Raw genomic sequence first — 21188 nt, forward strand, 5'->3', positions numbered from 1 at the left:
CACATTCCGCTATTCGTTGTTGGGTGCTTCTTTTCCTTATGATTCGTAATTATTCGTTATTGGTCGTATGATGGTTTTCCATGACCTTAAGGGCTGGAAAAAACGATGGCTGTAGCTTTAAAAAAAACAATGAAAACAGCAGACTTTGATGTCTTTGTTATGGGCGGTGGCATCAATGGCGCAGGGATTGCGGTCGATTGTGCCGGGCGTGGTCTGACGGTTGGACTCTGTGAAAAAGATGATCTGGCGGGTGCGACTTCTTCGGCCAGCAGCAAGCTGATTCACGGCGGCCTCAGATACCTTGAACACTATGAGTTTCGGCTGGTTAAAGAAGCCCTGGGTGAGCGTGAAGTGTTGTTAAAAATAGCGCCCCATATTGCCCGACCAATGCGCTTCTGTTTGCCTCACAGGCCTCAGCTCAGACCTGCCTGGTTAATTCGGGCAGGACTGTTTCTCTATGACTATCTCAGTTCACGGGTGTCTTTGCCCGGATCACAAAAAGTCTGGTTTTCAGAAACCTCCCCCCTGAAACCAGAGTTTGTTCAGGGCTTTGAATATTCTGATGCCTGGGTCGATGATGCCCGGCTGGTGGTGTTGAATGCGATGTCTTTGCAGCGTCTGGGTGGTACGGTTCTGACCCGGACAGAAGCGGTGAAAGCATGGCGTGACAATCAACTCTGGCATGTTTTGCTGAAAGACCGACTGACAGGCATAGAAACCGAAGTAACCTGTCATGCCCTGGTTAACGCAGCGGGTCCCTGGGTGAGCTCCCTGTTTGATTCAGTACTCAGTCAACAGGCTCCACGCCGGATACGGTTGATTAAAGGCAGTCATATCGTGGTACCAAAGCTTCACGACGAACCGAGAGCCTTTATTCTGCAGAATCAGGATGGGCGCATTGTTTTTGTGACGCCCTGGCTGGAGCAGTTCTCCCTGATTGGTACGACGGATGTTGAATACAATGGCGATCCGGTTTCAGCGTCCTGTTCTGAAGAAGAAAAGCGCTATTTATGTGACGTTGTTAATCAGCATTTTAAAAACAAGGTATCGCCAGAGGATGTTATCTGGAGTTACTCGGGTGTGAGGCCATTGTGTGAGGATGAGTCCGATTCACCACAGGCGATTACCAGGGATTACACCATTGAGCTTGAAGATGTAGAAGGTCGTGTGCCGTTGTTGTCAGTGTTTGGCGGTAAGCTGACAACCTATCGAAAGCTGGCGGAGTCTGCCTCTGAGAAACTGTCGGGCTATTTTCCTGAGATGAGGTCGTCATGGACAGCAGGCCATCGCCTTCCGGGGACTGATGGGTTTGAGTCTCCCGAGTCGTTTATAGAAAGTCTTCAGAATGCCTACCCATGGCTGACGGATTCATTTGTCCGCAGGCTTTGTCAAAGTTATGGCTCTTTGTCGAGGCAATGGTTGCAGGAAGCGTCCTGTGCAGATGACCTTGGGCAATATTTCGGAGCCGACCTTTATGCGGCTGAAGTGGATTATCTGATACTCAACGAGTGGGCTTACAGTGTCGATGATATACTCTGGCGTCGCAGTAAGCTGGGAATTTTTTTGTCGGGTGATCAGGCGGATGTTCTGGAGAGTTATCTGCGGAATCGTCTTCCCGAGTTAGTGCCTGAACGATTTTCACCGTCTGAAGGCGACATCTTGATCAGTCAGGCTAACCATAAGCCAGATCGAGACGATAGTATTATTAATAATCTATAATCCTTTTATTATTCTTATTTGGCTTATCCGACATTCAATGGAATCCTTAAAAGCACTCTACCAGTGTCGTCAAATTGTTGCCATCGGTGGTGGACATGGTTTGGGACGTGTCATGGCCAGCCTTGGCTTTATGGAAGAAAAGCTGGCAGGCATTGTTGCCACCACCGATGATGGCGGTTCAACAGGCCGGCTCAGGGAAGCCAGTGGGTGTATTGCCTGGGGCGATCTGCGCAACTGCCTTAACCAGCTTTGTTCTGATAGCCCTAACCTGGCCAGAATCCTGTTTGAATATCGCTTCAAAAACAGCGGGGAACTCAGTGGTCACAATCTGGGCAACCTGATTATGCTGGCAATGGACCAAATGTGTGTTCGCCCTCTGGATGCTGTTAACCTCATTCGCAAAATGTTGCAGGTTGGGGCTCAGCTTATTCCAATGTCTGAGGAACCCGCCAGACTGGCCGCTATGCTGGATGGTAAAAAAATAGTCGGTGAAACGATTATTGACGCATTGGATAAACGGCCTGACCAACTGATGCTCCTGCCTGATATCAAACCTACTTCGGAAGCCGTTACTGTCATTGAACAGGCCGATATGATTATTCTCGGACCTGGCAGTTTTATGACCAGTATTTTGCCTTCTCTGCTGATGAAAGACATTGCCGCAGCGATTAACAATAACCCAAGTGCCCTGAAGGTGTTTGTGGGTAATATCAATCCGGAGACAACGGTTGTCGGCAAACAGCCTATTGCTGAAAAGCTGGACTGGATGAAAGCGATGACGGGAGTTTACCCCGATGTGTTGTTGTGGCCTGAAGAGTATGAGCCTCCGGAAGGGGTTCGCTGTGCGATACGACAGCTGCCACTTTCTGACTCGCATCAGGAAGGTGCTCACAGCCGGGAAGCCATGAGAAAAGCCCTGGACTTTATTGCCCAGCAGCACCTCTCTGATAAAGTCAGCTGAGAGCAGTAGTCACCGGATTACTGCCCCTTTCCGAGTACCATTACCATCAATGTCTTGAACATAACGAAAGTGTCCATTTTTAACCAGTCCATCGGGCTGCTCAGCGCCAGTGCATAAGCGTGGTCGTAAGCCACTTTGCTGCGAACGTCATCGATGCTTTCATCGTATCCAAGGTTAACCTGGGCAAGACCGGTCAGGCCCGGCACTACGTCGTAAGTGCGTTCCGTATAAAAAGGAATACGATTTTCCAGCTTATTGCACAGGCCGGGGCGCTCGGGTCTTGGGCCAACAATGGACATATCGCCAACCAGTACATTCCAGAGTTGTGGCAGTTCATCCAGACGGGTTTTTCTCAGGAAATGCCCCAGCCTGGTGATTCGCGGATCATTTTTCTGCGCCCACACCGGACCACTTTTGGCTTCGGCATCAGCACACATGGAGCGAAACTTAACCATCTGAAACAGGCTGATATAGTTGTCCCGCTGGTAGCCGATTCGCATCTGTCGGTAAAACACAGTACCCGGGCTGTCCATTTTGATCGCAATAGCGATCAGCGGGAACAGGGGTAGTGTCAGCATCAGCCCGATAATAGCTATCGTCATGTCCATTGCCCGCTTACCAATGGCAGTAACAGGGTGAACATAAGTGACGTCTTTCATAATATTAAACTCCTTGGGTACTTCCCTTACTTCTTTTGGCAGTCGAACCAGGTTCGACCTTTTTCCATTGCCCTGACTCCAGACCAAAGGCATATCGTAGCAAGCCGATGCCCATGGCAAGGTGTCCGGAAACGATGTAATAAATCACTCTCAGGGGCTTCCAGTCAGGCTGGCTGCCCGTCAGTATGCAAAGCACTGAAATCAGGTAGGCGATTAGCTGACCAGCAAAGGCCAGTGCGTAAAACCAGTGGCTGGAAGCCAGCCAGGCTGATGAAACCAGCGCCAGAAAGAGAAAAGCCGGCATCATTGGGCGCAGGAATTTGCCTGAGAAAAAGTTAAAGGCGATCTTGCCAAAACGTGGCTGCAATAAACCAATACAGCGAATAGCCTGCTGAACATTGCCGGCTGCAATTCGCTTGCGACGATTGAAGTCCATTTCGTTGCAGGCCTGTTCCAGTTCAACCGCAACAATTCTTGGGTCATAAAGGCATTTGTAGCCTTTCATGACGATATTGACGGGCAGAACAAAATCGTCGTTGATGGTATCCGGCGGCAGTCGTTCAAACAGTTTGCGACGGAATCCATAAAATGCGCCATGAACACCCAGGGTAGCGCCAATCGTACTTTCACTGGTCTTGATCTGGCGCTGATAGGCCCAGTAAGCCTGTTCGCCTGCATTTAGTGACTGGAAAAACTGATAGCTGCCGCACACGACACCGGTGTCTTCTTCACTGAGCTGGGAAGCGGTAATCAATAAGCTGTCTATAGAGAGCAGTGCTGATACATCGGACAGAACCACCACATCGCAGTCGCAGAGGCTGATCGCTTCATTCAGAACAGCCACCTTGCCACAGTTGTCCGGCTTATCGACCACATCAATGGTGAGATGCCTGTTCTCTCTGGCTTTTGCAGCGCCTCTGGCAATGTCAGCCGTTGCATCGGTGCAACCATCGCAGACAATAATGATGCGCAGTTTGTTTTCCGGATAGTCCAGGGTTCCAAGGTTGTAGATTTTGTCTGAAATAGTGTCAGCCTCGTTGTGGGCAGGCATGACCAGACAGATTCTGGGTAACATCAAGTCCAGAGGCGTAATGTTGAAATGCCGGTGAAAATAAGGCGGTGGCGAGGGGTGTTTTCTGGACAGTACACGCAGTAACAAGGGATAGCCGGCATGATGATAAATAATCACCAGGCACGCGACAATAAACAGAGTAAGGGCTAACCCGTCAAGCATCACAGCCCTCCCCGGATGTTCCCTGCTGCCCGATACTGTGCCGGTAAAACCTCTGGTATTGGGCAATCATGCGTTTCATGTCGCCGTGTTCTTTCACAAAGGTTCTGGCAGACAGTCTGGCACTGTCAGTGCAACCTTCGTTCAGCTGACGTTGCAAGGCAGTTGATAAGCTGTCGATATCGCCTGCTGGCACAAGCAAACCGTAATCCGGGGCAGTGGCTTCACTACAGCCTCCGACATCGGTCAGAACGACATTTCTGCCACAAGACTGTGCCTCTAAAGGCGACAATGGCAAACCTTCTCGCTGTGAAGCCAAACAGAAAACGTCAATGGCCTGGAAAAACAGAGGCATGTTCTGGACAACACCCAGAAAATGCACCCGGTCGGAAATACCAAGAGAGGCAGCCTGCTCACGCAGTGTGGTTTCCAACTCACCACCGCCGGCCAGTGCCAGGTGCGTGTGTCCGGGCAGTCGGGCAAAAGCGGATAGAAGAATATCGTGGGACTTTACGGGGGTTAACCGGGCGGCGCAGCCAATAATGGGTACATCGGTGGGAAGTCCAAGGTAGTGACGGGCCTGACTCTGGTCACCGGGCTGAAAGCGTTCTGTGCTGATGCCATTCATGATGACTTCTGTGGAGAACATGGGAATGTAACGCTGAATGCTCTGTGACACCAGCCGGGCATCAGCGATAACGGTTGGCCTGAGCAGATGGAAAAAGGTACCCACCAGAATTCTGCGCTTAAGGTTAGCCAGATGCCAGGCATCGTGTTCGGTGTGAACATGACCGCAGCCAGCTAATTTAGCGGCCAGCCCTCCGTAAAGCATGGGGCCCACATGATGCGTATGGACAACATCAACCTTGAGGGAGCGGAGTAAATCAGCCAGCTGGTGGATAGTCGACATCTGAATGCCCGGCTGTTTGTTGAGAGCATGCAGGCGGGGAATATTTTGTAACCTTGGCCAGTTTTCTTTCAGTGAAGCTTCTGTTCCTTCAAGGCTGATGATATGTACCTGCTCAGGATTGTCTGCCCCACTCTGCAGGTCGAGAACCATTGTTTCAATGCCACCGGGGGCAAGCTGCTGGGCAATCTGGGCGATGACGGGCTGTTTCATGCGCTTGCCCCCTCTTCATGTGAGAATGAGTCGGTCTGCGGGTTATAAGTCAGTGGCAGAGCCTGGGGCAATGATGGCAGACGGGTGATGACCGGTAAGCCTGTCATGGTCTCCACCGTTTCTCTCAAACGCAGACTGGTGTCTGATATTTCTGAAATAGCGGCCAGGCCTGTACCTATGCCAAGTCCGGCGAAAAAGCCTGCAACAATGAAAAGAACAGCTGGTATTTCATTGGGTCGACTGGGGGTAAATGGCTTATCGATCACTTTTACCCGTTCCATCTCTTCATAACGGCCCAGGTCACCAGACACTCTTGCCATCTCGAAACGGTTCAGGAAATCTTCATAGAGCTTGAGCTTGATGTCATAATCCCGTTGCAACTCAGTCAGGCTGCGCTCCACTTCCGCAAAATCCCGAACCCTGATTTCAAGATTCTCGGACTGCTCTCTGATACTTTCTACCTCATTTCTCAGGCCGGTCACTTTGGCGTTAGCGTCCTGCACAGCCTGTAATTGAGAGGCCAGAATGGTGGTGGCTGTGCCCTGAGTACCCATATCAACGCTCCCCGCAGCACTGGTGGCAGCAAGGTTCCACAGTCGTTTAATATCTTCAGGCTTTAGCTGGGAGGTTTCTGATATCAGCCGTTTTCGTTCACTTTCAAGACGATCAAACTCCCTGGCGGCAGCTCGTACTTTGCTGTGCTGCTCCGTGTAACGGGATCTCAGCATGCTCAGCTCGGCGCGAATGTTGATCAGCCGCTCTTCCAGTTTACCGATAACCGGGTTGGTTTGAGCCAGGTTGCTGTTGAACTCTTCCATAGCGGCTTCTGCACCCGCCAGATCGGTCATTTTTTCCGTTAACAGCTGTCTTAGCTCAGCCAGCCGCTCGATATTCGCTTTATGAAGCTGGGGCAGTTCCAGAGCGTAACGGGCTTTGTAATCGGACAGCTTTTTTTCTGCCTCTTTTAAATCCACTTTTTGCCGTTCAAGCTGGTTGGACAGAAAGTCTTCTGAGGTAGTGGTCCAGGATTTATGGGGAGCCAGTACAATTTTAAGAAAGTGTTTGGTAACCGTCTCAAGCAGAAAGGCAATGTCTGTATTGTTTTCAGAGCGATAGTAGATTTTGATAAGCTCACCACCAAAAAAAATCGACAGTGAGCGAGACAGTTCATCCAGCTGTTCATCCACTACGTTCTGCGGGGAGTTGTCGTCTATATAGCCCAGTTCTTTTGCCACGGCCCCAAGCACATTCCGGCTTTTAAGAAGGATTTTCAAAGCCGCCTGACGTTCTTCCAGATTGGTAGAGATGGAAAAGTCTTCCAGAATCGGATTGAGTTCGCTGGTATCCTGCAAAAGAATCGTGGTGTGAGCTTCATAAAATTTGGGTGTCAGAAAACTCACGCCAAAACCGATAACAGGCATAATCAGCATGGGTATGACAATGGTATAACGTCTTACCCAGGCAATATTAAGGAGCCGGAAAAGGTTTAATAGTACGTCGTTAGACACCTTTTCCTCCGAACACCTGAATGACTACTGTGTCCCTGGCCTGACCGGGCTGGTAAAGCTCTTCAAGATTTGGCGTATAGCTTTGTAACAGGTTTTTAAGATCCTGTATTCGTAACCAGGAGGTATGCAGGTCTTCAAAACCATTTTCTTTGGATGTGGGAGAGATCGAAATAATAATACTGATAGAATCGTTGGCTGGTAGCGTTTGAAAGAATAACTCAACGATTTTCTTTTGATGATCGGTCAGCATTCGAATGCTGGGCTCATAGTGGAGCGACATTTTACGCACAAAAGCATGGTCGCTGTAACCTTTGCCTCTATGTTCTTCAATCATCTTTTCGATGGAAGCTAATAGTTTCTGGTTGGTTTCAGGTTCTGCTTCTGTACCCGTTAAGGCCGCCCCAAGCGGACTCATTTGGCCATTTTTATTGGTGCAGCCAGAAAGTGCTGGCAGTACCATGATGAGCCAGGCAGCCATGAGCCAGAAGGTGATTGTCTGGAAACTGAATGTCCTTTTCACTGCAAGGTTTCCTTTCATATCACAGAATTGCCGGTTAAATACCTGTAGCGTCAATTATGCGTAAGAGCTTTAGTTGTAGAGGTAGAAAACAGCCGTTTTATTATTGGTTTTTGACGGATTTTTACTTCTACATCAGTCCCTTAGGTGCTCAGGTTGTATTTAATTGTAGTTGTAATTTTCAGGTTTGGCGGGGTGACAGTTATCACTGTTCTGCCAGATGATTGACGAGGTCTTCCAGCTGGTTTGCCCGGTGCTCCCATGATTCATTAGCCACCGTAGCCTGCCTTGTTTGCGAGTGGTCGCGATTTTCAAAAGCCCTTTGTATCACCCTTGAAAAAGGTTCCTTATGTTGTTGAATCGTTACCTGTTCCTGATAAACCCTGACCGCGGGAAAATCGGTACTGGCAATCGCTGTTCCGGAAGCCAGGTATTCACGCAGCTTCAATGGGTTACAGGCTTCAATCTGGCGATTATGTTTGAATGGCAGCAGGGCGACATCCCAGTGCTGGACATAGGCCGGTAATTGAGAATGGGCTCTGGGACCAAGGAAGTGTACGTTAGGGAATTCTTCCAGAACGCCAATTTTTGTCTTTACCGCTCCCACAAAGACAAAATTCCAGCTGGGCATGGCGGTGGCCGTTTGCGCCAGCATTTCCACATCCAGCCACTCAGACAGGCTGCCGTAAAATCCGGCTGTCGGGCCTTCGCCCGGAAAATCACCGGGATGAGGGGCAGGCGTTGAAAACAGATTAAAGTCAACGCCGTGGGGCAGCATAACCGTTTTGGGACCGGGAAACTTTTGGGCCAGCGCATCACTCACCACCAGAATCAGGTCAACTTTCCTGACCAGTTCGCGCTCCATGGGGTTAACCGTTGAATGGTCAACGCCCTCCAGGGCGTTAAAGTCATCACCGCAATAATAAATAGAGGTTTTCTCATTAAGTGCTCCCACCACGTCAACCGCAGTTGGCAGAGAAACCCAGAGGATAATGTCTTTGAAGTCATGGCTGGCGCAGGCTGACTGAATATGCTTTATCAGCCAGCGTTTGTTGATTTTTCGAACCAGTGACAGCCCATGGAAGGGGATAACTCTCGGGTTCAGGATAACTGGCTTTGGGCTATCGTTAACCCTTTCAGAGGTTCCGGAGAGGCCGAACATCGCCCTGAATTTATTAATCACCCGAACTAAATCTTTAAAGCCGGGCTTTGGGCTTCGCATGCCAATGGAGTTAATCCAGATCACCCGGTGCCTTTTCAATAAATGACTGATCAGGTGCTGTGTACTGGATGGCAGCCCTCCCCAGTCTTCTCCGAACACCACCAGGTCAGCCATTATGGTTCTCCATTTGCATGCTGATTGTCATCTAGCCAGAGGATTAACCGGTTTTGCATTTAAAGAACCTTTTCTTTTCAGGGCTTTGGCAGACTTTCCTTTTTTATCTGCCATACCTTCCTCATTCTTTAATTCAGGCTCAGGTTCGGGGTAATGATTATCCATGAAGTTCGCAATGGCGATGCCAATAGAGGTGATAATATAAATGGGCCACAGGAAACCCTGGCTCAGGAAACTGCCGGAAACGCAGAAACCCACCAGGCCGGCATAGGTTCCGACCGTTATGGCTGTCATCGACGGGTCGTATTCCGGCGTACCCCTCAACTTATCCAGCCGGGCAAGGTTACCGCGGATTGATAGAAACATGGTGTAAATCAGAAACAGGAACAGTCCCAGCCCAACAAAACCAGACTCAGCCAGCACCTGAAACCAGGTACTGTGGGTAACGTGAGCCTTTCCCTGTGCCCTGCTGTGGGTGGCGTAGTCCCAGTAATTATCCAGAAACATCGATAACCCTACGCCCGTCATCGGGTTTCTGAGCCCCATCAGGAAAGCGGCCTCCCAGGCATGTATACGACCCATTGCCGATTCGTCCACCCCTTCTTCTGAGGCGCCGCCGGATTTACGGTCGCTGATACCGGCTGCGGCCACCAGAATCATCAGGCCAAAACTGCCAATACTGATCAACAGTAATTTAGACTTGATGATACGCAGACCAAAGATACCCAGAACGGCAACAGTCGCCAGCAAGCCTCCCCGACTCTGGGTAGCGAGAATGGCAGAAATAAAGACGCCAAACCCAATAAGACCAAGGAGAGTTTTAAATTTGCCAGTCCCACGGGTGGCTGCAAAACCAATGGCAAAACTCATTGGAAAACTCAGTACCAGGGATAAGTCATTGGGATCTCCCAGGCTGGTGCCGGGTATGGTGACACGGGTTTCTTCAACCAGACCGATACCATTGGCTTTGTTAAACAGGGTGACACCGCCTACCGCCAGACCCGCACAGATAATGAGCAGGTGCGCCAGCCTGAAGTGCCACTTTTCGGTCATCAGCCAGGAGATGGCCAGCACCATGATACCGATCTTCATGTAGACACTGGTGAAACTGCCAAAGGCTGACCCCGGATGACTGGAGAACACTATTCCGATCACCACCCAACCGAAAAAACGGCCAAAAATAGTGTGCTCGTACCGCCAGTAGGTTTTCACCTTCCGGGTCAGAATAATGTGCCATGCCAGTACAAAATAAGAAGCCAGTGCCGTCAGTAACGGTATCTTGATCGGGTCCAGTTGCGGGAAGACTTCATGCAAACGGAAAAATGAAAACAGGATGAAGATCAGGCAGACGACAAACGGTTTTTTGAGAATAAAGATCAGACCAAGTGGAATGACCGCCAGGGGCAGCAATAATACAGGGTGAGGAAAAATCAGCGGCGGCAGGGCGGCCAGCAGGCAGTACACAATTACGAACTTGTTTTTGTACTTGCTGTTCAGGAGTAGCCCGATCCATGACTCCTCCTGTACAGTGACTTTCTGTATGGTGACTTGGTTCAATGCCTCTGGGGTGTTCATCTAAATGACTCAGTGCCTGAGATAACGAACGACGGTAAGCGTCTGTTGCCTGAAACCAGTCAGCATTACTGCTCCATAAAGTAAAGCCCCCAGGGCAACGGTTATGGTAAAGAACAGCCAGCTGTTAAATTCTGCCGCAAAAGCTGACCGGAACCACTGCAGGCCAGCCAGCATAACGACAGCGCTGATAAACCCTGGCAGCATAGCGCCCAGTAATTGCCTGACGGACACCGAAAACAGGGAAAGCATGGTTTTTATATGCAGGGCAAAGCTGATCAGGGAAATGCCTAACCACGCCATAGCTGCGCCTGCCACTCCGTACTGAATACCCAAAAAAACCATGGGCAACATCAGGAGCGAGCCTGCCAGTGCATAAGTGTTGCGTTCAGGTTTGCCAATGGCGGTAGTGGCGGTCGCCAGTATTTCTGACAGCATGCGGAACGGGCTGGACAGGCAAAGAAACTGAAAGGGAATAATGGCTGCCAGCCATTTATCGGACAGCACCAGAGTAATTAATTCCGGCGACACGGCACACATTCCAAAGTACATGGGAAACAGAATCAGACTGCCCAGTCGCACGGACTTTAACAGGTATTGACCGGCAACGTCTGTTTCATTCTGGAGTTTCGCAAAGGATGACAGGCCAAGATGATTCAGCAGTTCACCTATTTTGTCGCTGGGCAGGTTGGCAAGGTTTTGCGCAACAGAAAATACCCCCAGGTCTGCTTTAGTCAGAAGGCGACCGATGCTGATGCTGGTAAAAATGTTATAGGCATAACGAAGAACGTCGTTGATGGTGGCGATACCGCTGAAGGCTGCGATCTGAGCAAAGCCGCGAAAACTCATGGCCGGGAGAATCCAGCAGGGTTGCAACCGGAAAAAGCCGATCATGGCAACGGTTCGCATAAACAGGTGTCCCAGAACCAGTGACCATACGCCAGCCCCTGAGGCAGCCAGTGTCAGGGTAAAGACACTGGTACTCAGGGTGGTGACAAACTGCACTTTTTCTCTTTGCTTATAAAGCATATTACGGCTGGCCAGCGCATAGGGCAGGGTATGAAAAATCATAATGAGGTGTTGAGCGGCGATGACCTGAATCAGAATGGTTACTCTGGGTTCGGAAAAGAAGTCTGCAATCAATGGAGCTGAACAGTAAAACAGCAGAAAAAGCGCCACACAGGAAATAATATTGACGGTAAACGACTGTCTTAGAGTTTGTGGTGTCAGGTGTTCCGTCTGAATAATGGCTTTGCCGATGCCAAAGTCGCCCATCAGGGCAAACACGCCAATAAATACGGTAGCCATAGCCATCAGGCCATAATCGTCAGGCGTCAGCAGACGGATAAGAATCAGGGTATTTAGCCAGGTAAAAATCTGGGCAGCCAGCCGGAGCATGGCGCCAACCTTCAGACCTTTTATAACGTTATGACCCACTTCCATGTGGTTGCCTCATGGTTTCTATACGGTACTGACGGCTCCGTTATTGTTCTCGTAATGGTTCTTGCGCCTGTTCCTGTATTGACCTTTCAGGCCAGATGTAGCCGGCGTTATTGACGACCTGTCGGTAGAGAGCCAGCAGCTCAGGTATAACCGCGTCATAAGAGTATTTTTTTCTGATTGTTTCAATGCAGGCTTGAGCCAGCTTTTCCTTTTCTTCATCTGACAGGTGCTGCCAGTGGCTTATCTGCTGACTCATCTGTTTTATATTGCCCGCTGAAATGATCCATCCATTGCGGTCAGGCTCAATCAGTTCAGGCAGTGCGCCAATAGCGAAACTCAATACCGGGATGCCGTGCGCCATGGCTTCCAGAGCGACCAGCGGCAGGCCTTCCTCTCTGGATGAGATGCAGAGCAGGCCCACCTGTTGCCAGTGTGGCTCCATACTGGTGACTTGTCCGGCAAAGTTGACGTTGGCTGTTTTACTGGCGGTCAGGATTTCGTGCAGGTCGCCGGAGCCATAAACCGTGAAAGGTAAATCAGGCAGATGCTTAGCCAGCTGCAGGAATAGGTCAGGGCCTTTTTCATGGCTTAGTCGACCGACAAAGGCTATTTCCTGACCGGTTGTGGCTGACCACCGGGGCGTTTCAATAAAGTTATTCATCAGCCTGGCCGGTTTTGGCAGGCGCAGGACAATTTCCGGGCTGACGGCGATATTGGTGGAAAGTCTGCTGGTGAGTTCGTCAAACCAGTGATAGCACCTTATCAGTCCGCTACCCCGGTCGCCATTATGAAACGTGGATATAACCGGTGTATGGGTCAGTTTGCCAGCGAGCCGGCCAAGAATGCCGGCTTTATAGCCGTGTGTATGGAGTAGCAGTGGAGAATGCCGGCGGCACCAGAGTGTTGCGCTGTTGATTTTTCCATCAAGGTATTCAAAAGAAATCTGGTGGTGATGCAGCAATGGCTCAAGAGGGTGATCAGCATTATAACGGCAATAAAACAGGATGGCGGGAGAGTAGCCAAACTGTTTCAGGCCTCTGGCAAGATGAAGTGCGTGGGTTTCAATGCCTCCCTGCTGACGGGAGTCCAGAAAGATTGCAATATCAGGGCTGTCCATAACATCGACTCCATGCTCTGTTGTGTTATTGGTGTCTGTCCCAGTTTTTCAGTACATCGAGAAACTCATCATCAAGCATGGGCTTACCGTAAAAATATCCCTGTCCCTCAAGACAGCCTGCATGGCGTAAATGGCCTTCCTGGGCCGCGGTTTCCACGCCCTCGGCAATGACTTCGAGCCCAAAGCTCTTTCCTAACTGGATAATGGCCTCGACGATGACGGTGTTCTCTTTACTGTCCGGGAGACCGTCAACAAATGATTTGTCGATTTTGATTTTGTCGAACGGGAATCGTTTCAGGTAACTCAGTGATGAATAGCCTGTACCAAAGTCATCAAGAGCCAGTAGAACGCCAATTTCTTTGAGCCGCTGTAGTTGTTTGGAAGACACTTCTATGTCTTCCATAATCGAGGTTTCAGTGACTTCCAGTTCCAGCTTATCTGCCGGAAGCTGGTATTTCTTCAGCAGATACTCCACTCGTTCAACAATACTTTTATCCTGAAGCTGAATCGCCGACAGGTTGACGGCCATTCTCAGGTCTGTGTATCCGGATTGGCGCCAGATGTTCAGTTGGCTACAGGCAGACTCCAGCACCCAGTCGCCAATAGGGATAATATCCAGACTGTTTTCAGCCATGGGGATAAACGTATCCGGTGAGATAAGTCCTTTGTCCGGATGCTTCCAGCGCAACAGGGCTTCAGCACCAATGATTGTGGAACGGTTCAGGTTGACCTGTGGCTGAAACCTCAGGCTCAGTTCGCTCTGTTCCAGGGCTTGATGTAAATCCATTTCCAGCTTCTTGCGTTGGCGGATTTCAGTATCAATAGTGGCGATATAAAACTGGTAACGGTTTTTGTTGCGGGACTTTGCCATGATCATGGCAAATTCCGATTGTTGCAGCAGGTTGTCCACATCCTGCCCGTCGTCGGGGTAGAGTGTAATGCCTACTGTGGCGCTGATGGTGATATGTTCACCATTGATTCTAAAGGGTCTGACAAGTTGCTTCAGCAGCTCCTGAGCCATTTCAGCTGCTTCGTAGGGTTGCTCAAGCGCGGACAGAACAATAGCAAACTGGTCTTCACCCAGGCGACCGATATAAGCCCGGTTGCCAATCTGGTTTCTCAGGCGGTCGGAGATTTTGACCAGAATGTGTTCAGCGGCATTGAAGTTGAACTGTGCATTCAGGGATTTGAAATCATCCAGCCCAAGACACAGTATTGCCATTTTCTTATGGTTTTCGTCGGTCTGGGATATCAGGTTCTGTAAGTGTTTCTGCAAGGTACGGCGATTGGGCAGGCGCGTCAGGTAATCGTATTGAGACAGACGCATGATCTGTTCTTCGGCTTTCTGGCGCAGCTGGAAGTTGCGTTCAATAGAGTCCAGCAGCTGGTTAGCGGTTCGAACCCAGAGACCGAGCTCGTTCTGCCTGTGTCCATTGGGCATGGGGAGTTTATGCTGACCGGGCTGTTCAGGATTAATTTTTGCCAGATTTCGAATCAGCCGGTTTAATGGCTTGGTTAGCAGCAGTGTGTAGATAAGATACAGTAATAGCGCCATGGCCAGTGAACGCACTAGCCCTGAAAGCATGACCACACAGGAACGCTGAATAAATTCCCGACCATAATAGGCCGTGTCAATGGCCAGCAGCAGTTCTCCGTAGTGCTCACTCTCTGGTGGCCTGGTGTCCAGACTGACGCGATAGATGCGGATTGGTTCAAATATATAATCTGAAAACTGCCGGTAACCTGAGGTGGACAGAGGTCTTTCAACAACAGCAAGTTCAGGCTCGTCGGGAATTTTTATCGCAGCAACATGAACAGACTTGTGTTCCAGCAGCCCGGTAAGAATTTCTTCACCCATCTGGGGTTCGATCCGGTAAGCAGCTCTCAGGGAGGGTTCCCGAATCATGGAGAGCATTTGCTGGGCTTCGGAATCAATGGCAAGGCTGGATTGTCTGGCATCAATGAAGATTTGAATCAGACTGAGTACAAATCCCAGAAAGAAAGCCGCCAATAGCACTACTTTCAGCAGCTTCACTGAGAGTTTCTGTTTGAGGTTTAGATCCTGTTCAGTATCCATACAGTCTTACTTCTGTAATGCCATCCATTCAAAAAATCCCTACAGAAATACGTCGATGAATGCTGTCTGGCTGATAGAAATGTTTTCATTCGTATTGTTGAACAGAAGAATCAGAGAGCAGTGCTGTTCATGATTCTTCAGACATCGTGACTTTAACTATAGAGAGAGCAACAGTTTTTTTAATAAAAAAAGTAATCTTTTTTGTTCTGTAAATAATATTTTATAGAATTTTTTAAATTGTCTGTTGTTGTTTGGTTTTTGTTGTTTTTATAAAAAAGAGTGATTATTTTGGCTAATCAAGGTTTTGATTGTTAATCATTATTTTATAGCTGTTGAATATTTCTAATTAATATATCTCAATCTTATCAGTCTGGCGTTTTTGTCTAATCTGGAAGATAGCCTTAATGAAAATGCGTTAGTTCATCAGCGATTTCAGAACATCAGTAATATCTGGACTGGCTGTATTGAAAAAGGAAGGAGTAGAAGGTAATGGATTACGCAACATGGAATGCTCAGTCTTGTGATGTTATTGCACTGAACAGTCAGTTTAATGCTGATACCGTCAATGATGTAAGAACCCATTTTGATCGTCTCATTAAAGATTGTGCAGGAGATGTTCTTGTTGATATGAGTTTGGTTAAAGAGCTTGATTCTTCCGGGATCGGAGCTTTGGTCTTTCTCTATAAGCGATTAAAAGTTGAAAATCGCCAGTTGGCACTACTGGGTGTCAGTGGTAAACCCAATGAGTTACTGACCATGCTGAGAATTAATCAAACAATTAAACAATATGACAATGTTGATGACTATATGTCGAATCATTAAGTTGTTTATCAGAAAAGCCGTACTGAATAACAAATACCCTGAAGCTCATTCCTTCGGGGTATTTGTGCTATCTGCGGTATTAACAGGCTGTAATAGCTGGCCAGAACCTGTGGGTAGCATTGAGGAAGATGCTGATAAGGGCTATGTAGAAGGTATCCTGAAAATATCTGTAGCGCGTCTGGATATTCTGGAAGAAAATGGCGCTTCATACTGTTTGCCGGGGCAAATAAACAGAGCCAGGATTCTGTTGTCGATAGCCCGGAGAGAGCTTGATAAAAGGTTGTATCTCGGTGCTGAGTATAGCCTTGTGCAGTTGATGAAGCAGCTGGACTATACCGCAGACCTGATGATAGGCCTGGTTGAAGGCAGTGAATGCCTTAGCAGTTTCAAATATAACGCTAAACATAAAGACCAGGATGTAGTGACCAAGTATCTTGATACATTAAGTGACCTGTTAAACTGTGATTGCGATCAGGTGACTGATGACGGAAAACTGGCTGAAGACTTTCAAAGAAGACTCAAGCTGGCAGCTAACTCCCTGAATAAGTTTAATCAACTGAGTATCAATATTTATGCAACTATGTTTTCAGAGCAGGTTGAAGAAATAGTGCTTTACTTTTCTAATCATGGTGCCAGAAAAAACCAGATTAAGGTTCGTTACGTTAAGCCGGGCAAGCATAAAGTGAGTAAAGACGGTATGTGGTTTGAAGTTGCGTCAGTCAAACCAGATCAGCGGGCATTGATAAAAGATTTAAATAAGAATTTGCGAGTCATAAAACTTAAGCAGGAGGAGAACAATGAAATTCATCTCGTTGATTAGTCTCTTGTTTATGTTGTTGACTCCGGGGTTATCCTGGTCAAACACAGTAAAGCCGGGTAGTAGTATCGTTCTTTTTAATGATGAAAATATTCCCATATTACCGATGACTTCGGTTAATAAGCACGGAATATTAATGCTGGGTGAAAGGAGTATTGATCTTACCGGAATTGAGTTAACCTCTGTTTCTGACACACTTAAAAGAACCATCGGGGAAGTCTATTCAATCAATTCTGCTGTTCTTTACAACGATAATGAACTGGCCAGAGTCACTATTCTTGGTGATATTCAGCAACCTGGAAGTTACCTGCAGCCAAAACTATCACCTGTGTGGCAATTGAATTATTTCAATACCTTGTATGACCGAAAATTGTTCAAAGCGGATATCACCGTGATCCGGGGTAATAGTGAAAGACGACTTACTGAGAAATCACTGAAAGATGTAGAGGTCATGGATGGTGATATTTATTTACTATCACTCAGGAAAATACCGAAAGCGCAGAAAACTGCTGAGAGTAAATTGTCAGAGAGTGAGAGCAGTACTGAAGCCCATACAAAAAAAGGTACTGAACCACTGTCTTCGGAAAAAAATAGAGGGATGACAGAAGATTTCACTCAAAAACCAATGGATATGGCTAATCAGCTTCGCCAGCTGATAGCTTCCCAAAATAAAGCATCGGAAAAAAACAGTCAGAAGCCGGTTTCAGAAAAAAAAGATCGGGCAATCTCAGGCATTGACCAATCCAGAAGTCATATCATTCAGCCCGGAGACATCGTTACCGTTAATCTTCCGGGAGAAGAAGGCTTTAATAGTGATTTTCTTATTGGCAGGGACGGGACACTTTCATTGCCTGAGGTTGGTCAGATATCCCTGGGTGGTATGCCACTTGATGAAGCTGAAAAACATATCTATCAGGCGCTTTCCAGTGTTTACCTTGGTCTGGATAAACTATCGGTTCTGGTTAAAGAGCGCCGCTTATTAGTGACTGTTCTGGGTTTTGTGCAAACCCCCGGTCAGGTTGAAATGCCCGATACTGGTAATATCCAGACAGCTATTACCCTGGCAGGGGGGCTGAAGGACGGTGCCCAGCTCAACAAAATGCAGCTCCAGCGTGGTGACAAAATAATAGAATTTAACTTTAAAAAATATCTGGATACCGGTGACCCGGTGAAGATTCCGACACTACAGTCTCTGGATACGATTTTTGTGCCTTCTTCCCCTGACTTAAGTAGTGTTTATGGTCAGACGGCCAAGGAGGGCGGCACTGGCATCGACCCGACAGAAGACCGAACCGCTATAAGAGTGTTTGGTGAAGTGTATCGATCCGGTAGTTTCGCTTTCGTGGAAGGAATGACGATTATAGATGCTCTGCTGCGGGCAGGGGGGGTCACTCGTTATGCGAGTGTTGAGCAAATTCGAATGATTGATGAGAATGAGCCGATTCTGTTTAATTTGAAAAGTTACCTTGATGTCGGTGATTTCGGGCAACTGCCTGTTTTGAAGGAAGGGGCAACCGTGTTTGTCCCGAAGCAGGTTGATGCGGTTAATGGCGGTGGCCGAACCGTGTATGTTATGGGGCAGGTTCAGAAACCGGGGGCTTTCGAAACCGGTGAAAAAGTCAGTTTTCTCGATGTTCTTGCTAACGCAGGTGGTCCAAACCGGTATGCTGATAATAGTATGGTCCGTATTCTCAGGGCTGACGGCAATGTTGTTCGTTTCAACTTGCAGGAGTACGCAGAAGGAGGTGATACGAAGTTGCCCAGGGTGCTTCCGGGTGACGCGATATTTATACCCCAGAAAAGTACGCTCGTTGATGACTCCTGGCTAAAAATTCCAACCAATACATCGGTAAGAATGATCGGCGCGGTACAGAAACCAGGGCGCTATTTGTGGTCTGAAGGCATTAACTTCATGGATATGTTGTCCCATGCCGGAGGACCCACTGAAAAAGCGGATATAGCCCATGTAAGGATTGTCAGTACCGGAGATAATGGTAAAGCCATCAGCCGGGAATTCAATCTACAGCATTTTATAGAGCGTGGCGGTAACTGGAATTCTTTGCCAAAGCTGTCTGGCGGTGTCACTGTCATTTTCCCGGAGCTGCCTGAAGACCCGTCGGATAACAAGTCGCAATGGATTCGCTTGTCCAGTGAACAGGCTATTTACATCATGGGAGCCGTTGTCACCCCCGGACGCTATGCCTTCAGTGATGAGATGGGGGTTCTTGATATTCTGTCTGCTGCCCAGGGGCCAACAGAAGAATCTGACCTGACCAATATCCGGATTATCCACCGAAACGGTCTTGCGCCCAGGGTCAGTCGTCTGAACCTGGTTGAATATTTCGAAACCGGTGATGAAACGCTGTTACCCCATGTTGTCAATGGCGACAGTATCTTTATACCTTCCCGAAACCGAAGCTGGGTTCAGAAAAAAAGCTACGAAACGATTCGTGTTCTTGGTTCTGTTAAAGAAACAGGGCGATATGATTTCAGTTCAGACATGACCATCCTTGATATATTGGCTCAGGCCGGAGGCCCCACTAATACTGCACTGGTTGAAAAAATTATTATCGTAAACTCTGTTGCTGATAAAAATCAGGCTTATACCTTTAACCTTGTCGAGTTTATGAAAGATCCGGACCTGGAAAAATTGCCGGTTTTGCGGGCGGGCGATACGATTTTTATTCCGGACGTAAAAAACACCAAGTGGGCCTATTTTATGGATATCGTAAGAGATACTTTAACTATGGTGTCTGTAGTTAGCATGACTAAAGCTATTTTTGATACATCAAGCAGCATTACGAAATGATAAAACTGCCGATCAACTACATCGAAGTAGAGATGGTTTACAGTAATTCCATTGGACGTGGTCTGCGCTCGTTAGCTGTTACTTCGACAAATCCCGGAGAAGGTTGCAGTACAATGGCTTATGCCTTGAGTAAACGGGCAGAAGCCGACGGCAAACATGCGCTATTGGTGGAAGTAAACCTTCTCCACCCGGAACTGGGTGATTTGTCGGGTCATCTTCATACCGACTGGATGCCTGATCCAAACTCTGCTGATGCCTGTATTATGCACGATGATGAAGCGGAAATTGATATTCTCCCGGCTCCCTGTGATACCGATGCCCTGATGTTTCGTAACTTCAGCAGTATGAATAAACTGATGGAGCACTGGCTGGAACATTATGACGTGGTGGTGTTTGATACCTCGCCGGTCAGGGCAATAAACCGCAATAATATTCCGGCAGAATCTATTTGCGCCATGGTGGATGGGGTTGTGATGATGGTTATGGCTGGTGTTACCCGGCAGACCGATTTACAGAAATCCGTAGAAAAATTACGGCTTAATGAAGCGACTCTGGTTGGGTTTGTCTTCAATGATTTGTTCAATCCCAGGCTGGCTGACGAGCTGGTTCGGGAAACAAGGCGTCTTGATAAATGGCTTCCCAAGACCATGGAAAAAATCAGGAAATATGTCAGAAGGTCGTCATTTCTCAATCTCGAACTGTAGCCTCTCAGAACTCTTCCAGCAGTTGATCGATAAAGCCCTCATTTTTCAGTGTTTGTAACACTTTACTGATTTCCATTCCCTGCCTGATTTTAGTCTTGCTGAACATAAAGCTCACTGGCACGCAGTCAAATTTTCCGCCCCTGGTAAACGTCTGTGGGTAAGTGGTACTAAGCAGATAGTCAGCAACCAGCTGGTCAATAAGGGCCGCGTCAGTTCTCCCGTGGTTCAGAAGGTTGAGAACACGCTCTTCGTTGCTGGAGTTAACCCGATAGATGGTTTTTTTTGCGAATAATTCTGTGAAGGAGTTATAGACAAAGCCTTTTACCACTCCCAGACGCTTACCAGCCAGATCCGCAGGTTGGCTGACAGGGAAAACATGACCTTTCTGGAAGATAATGACTTCACAATGTTCTGCATAAGGTGAGGTAAAATACACGCTATCTTTTACCCGGAACCGCCAAACTTGGGATGACCAGGGTTCCAGGTCAATTTTCCCCTTTGCCACTCTCTGTATCAGGCGATGAAAAGGCGCACTTTTGTAGATAAAGTCAAAACGACTGACAGAACTGACTTTATCCAGAAGTTTTTCAATAATACCTTTGCGCTCGTCATGCCAGTAAAGGGGAGGGTAATCCTGGGGGAAAAGGCCAACCAGAAGGGTTTCCCGCTGGTTGGTATCGTGCTCTATGGCGTCACTCGTTATGGGAGCGCTCTGGCTGGAAAAGGCAGATGCACTAAAAAGAACAGCAATAATAAGGGTGGGAAGTCTGTACATT

Annotated in this window: 17 protein-coding genes; 6 read left to right on the forward strand and 11 right to left on the reverse strand. The window is 48.1% G+C overall.

The genetic code is table 11. The annotated features are described in order from the left end of the window. Window positions 1-129 precede the first annotated feature (129 nt). Both glpD and yvcK read left to right on the forward strand, forming a co-directional pair. Complete coding sequence (gene glpD, locus NX720_RS18025) at window positions 130-1719, forward strand: glycerol-3-phosphate dehydrogenase (RefSeq protein WP_262596442.1); 1590 nt, start codon at window positions 130-132, stop codon at window positions 1717-1719. 37 nt (window positions 1720-1756) lie between these two features. Beyond that, the gene (yvcK, locus tag NX720_RS18030) at window positions 1757-2680 is read left to right on the forward strand and encodes a uridine diphosphate-N-acetylglucosamine-binding protein YvcK (RefSeq protein ID WP_262596444.1); all 924 of its coding nucleotides are present in this window, start codon (window positions 1757-1759) and stop codon (window positions 2678-2680) included. Window positions 2681-2697: 17 nt separating this feature from the next. On the opposite strand, the gene NX720_RS18035 is transcribed toward yvcK, so the two are convergent. The 10 genes from NX720_RS18035 to NX720_RS18080 all read right to left on the reverse strand — a co-directional run bounded on the left by NX720_RS18035 (window position 2698) and on the right by NX720_RS18080 (window position 15260). Continuing rightward, window positions 2698-3339, reverse strand: coding sequence for a sugar transferase (locus tag NX720_RS18035; protein ID WP_262596445.1), 642 nt, complete (start codon window positions 3337-3339; stop codon window positions 2698-2700). Between the two features lie 4 nt (window positions 3340-3343). Next, window positions 3344-4573, reverse strand: a complete 1230-nt coding sequence (locus tag NX720_RS18040) for a glycosyltransferase family 2 protein (RefSeq protein WP_262596446.1) — start codon at window positions 4571-4573, stop codon at window positions 3344-3346. Then, entirely contained in the window at window positions 4566-5690 is a 1125-nt protein-coding gene (locus NX720_RS18045) for a glycosyltransferase (RefSeq protein WP_262596447.1), read from the reverse strand. Before NX720_RS18045 ends, NX720_RS18040 begins: the two co-directional genes overlap by 8 nt. Further along, window positions 5687-7198: a GumC family protein gene (locus NX720_RS18050; protein ID WP_262596448.1), complete on the reverse strand. Its 1512-nt coding sequence runs from the start codon at window positions 7196-7198 to the stop codon at window positions 5687-5689. Before NX720_RS18050 ends, NX720_RS18045 begins: the two co-directional genes overlap by 4 nt. Then, window positions 7191-7718: a hypothetical protein gene (locus NX720_RS18055; RefSeq protein WP_262596450.1), complete on the reverse strand. Its 528-nt coding sequence runs from the start codon at window positions 7716-7718 to the stop codon at window positions 7191-7193. The genes NX720_RS18050 and NX720_RS18055 overlap by 8 nt, the downstream gene beginning before the upstream one ends. 202 nt (window positions 7719-7920) lie before the next feature. Next, window positions 7921-9051 (reverse strand): glycosyltransferase, encoded by a 1131-nt coding sequence (locus tag NX720_RS18060; protein WP_262596452.1) that lies wholly within the window; start codon window positions 9049-9051, stop codon window positions 7921-7923. A gap of 27 nt (window positions 9052-9078) precedes the next feature. Further along, the gene (locus tag NX720_RS18065; protein WP_262596453.1) at window positions 9079-10626 is read right to left on the reverse strand and encodes an O-antigen ligase family protein; all 1548 of its coding nucleotides are present in this window, start codon (window positions 10624-10626) and stop codon (window positions 9079-9081) included. A 9-nt stretch (window positions 10627-10635) separates the two neighbouring features. After that, window positions 10636-12066 carry a lipopolysaccharide biosynthesis protein gene (locus NX720_RS18070; RefSeq protein WP_262596455.1) on the reverse strand — a complete coding sequence of 477 codons (1431 nt, stop codon included), beginning with the start codon at window positions 12064-12066 and terminating at the stop codon, window positions 10636-10638. A 40-nt stretch (window positions 12067-12106) separates the two neighbouring features. Further along, window positions 12107-13183 (reverse strand): glycosyltransferase family 4 protein, encoded by a 1077-nt coding sequence (locus NX720_RS18075; RefSeq protein ID WP_262596457.1) that lies wholly within the window; start codon window positions 13181-13183, stop codon window positions 12107-12109. Window positions 13184-13208: 25 nt separating this feature from the next. After that, window positions 13209-15260, reverse strand: coding sequence for a putative bifunctional diguanylate cyclase/phosphodiesterase (locus NX720_RS18080; RefSeq protein ID WP_262596458.1), 2052 nt, complete (start codon window positions 15258-15260; stop codon window positions 13209-13211). Between the two features lie 489 nt (window positions 15261-15749). Between NX720_RS18080 and NX720_RS18085 the strand changes: the two genes are divergently transcribed. Genes NX720_RS18085 through NX720_RS18100 form a run of 4 tightly spaced genes read left to right on the forward strand, consistent with a single transcriptional unit; the run spans window position 15750 to window position 20412 of the window. Next, the gene (locus tag NX720_RS18085; RefSeq protein WP_262596459.1) at window positions 15750-16082 is read left to right on the forward strand and encodes an STAS domain-containing protein; all 333 of its coding nucleotides are present in this window, start codon (window positions 15750-15752) and stop codon (window positions 16080-16082) included. Beyond that, complete coding sequence (locus tag NX720_RS18090) at window positions 16054-16902, forward strand: hypothetical protein (RefSeq protein WP_262596460.1); 849 nt, start codon at window positions 16054-16056, stop codon at window positions 16900-16902. Before NX720_RS18085 ends, NX720_RS18090 begins: the two co-directional genes overlap by 29 nt. Further along, entirely contained in the window at window positions 16880-19708 is a 2829-nt protein-coding gene (locus NX720_RS18095) for an SLBB domain-containing protein (RefSeq protein WP_262596462.1), read from the forward strand. Before NX720_RS18090 ends, NX720_RS18095 begins: the two co-directional genes overlap by 23 nt. Continuing rightward, a complete protein-coding gene (locus NX720_RS18100) occupies window positions 19705-20412 on the forward strand; it encodes a P-loop NTPase family protein (protein ID WP_262596464.1) in 708 nt (235 codons plus the stop codon). Before NX720_RS18095 ends, NX720_RS18100 begins: the two co-directional genes overlap by 4 nt. A 4-nt stretch (window positions 20413-20416) precedes the next feature. Here the strand turns inward: NX720_RS18100 and NX720_RS18105 are convergent, their stop codons facing one another. After that, a complete protein-coding gene (locus tag NX720_RS18105) occupies window positions 20417-21187 on the reverse strand; it encodes a substrate-binding periplasmic protein (RefSeq protein WP_262596466.1) in 771 nt (256 codons plus the stop codon). Window position 21188: the final 1 nt, after the last annotated feature.

Origin of the sequence: Endozoicomonas euniceicola, assembly GCF_025562755.1 — a bacterium.
Classification (GTDB): Bacteria; Pseudomonadota; Gammaproteobacteria; order Pseudomonadales; family Endozoicomonadaceae; genus Endozoicomonas_A; species Endozoicomonas_A euniceicola.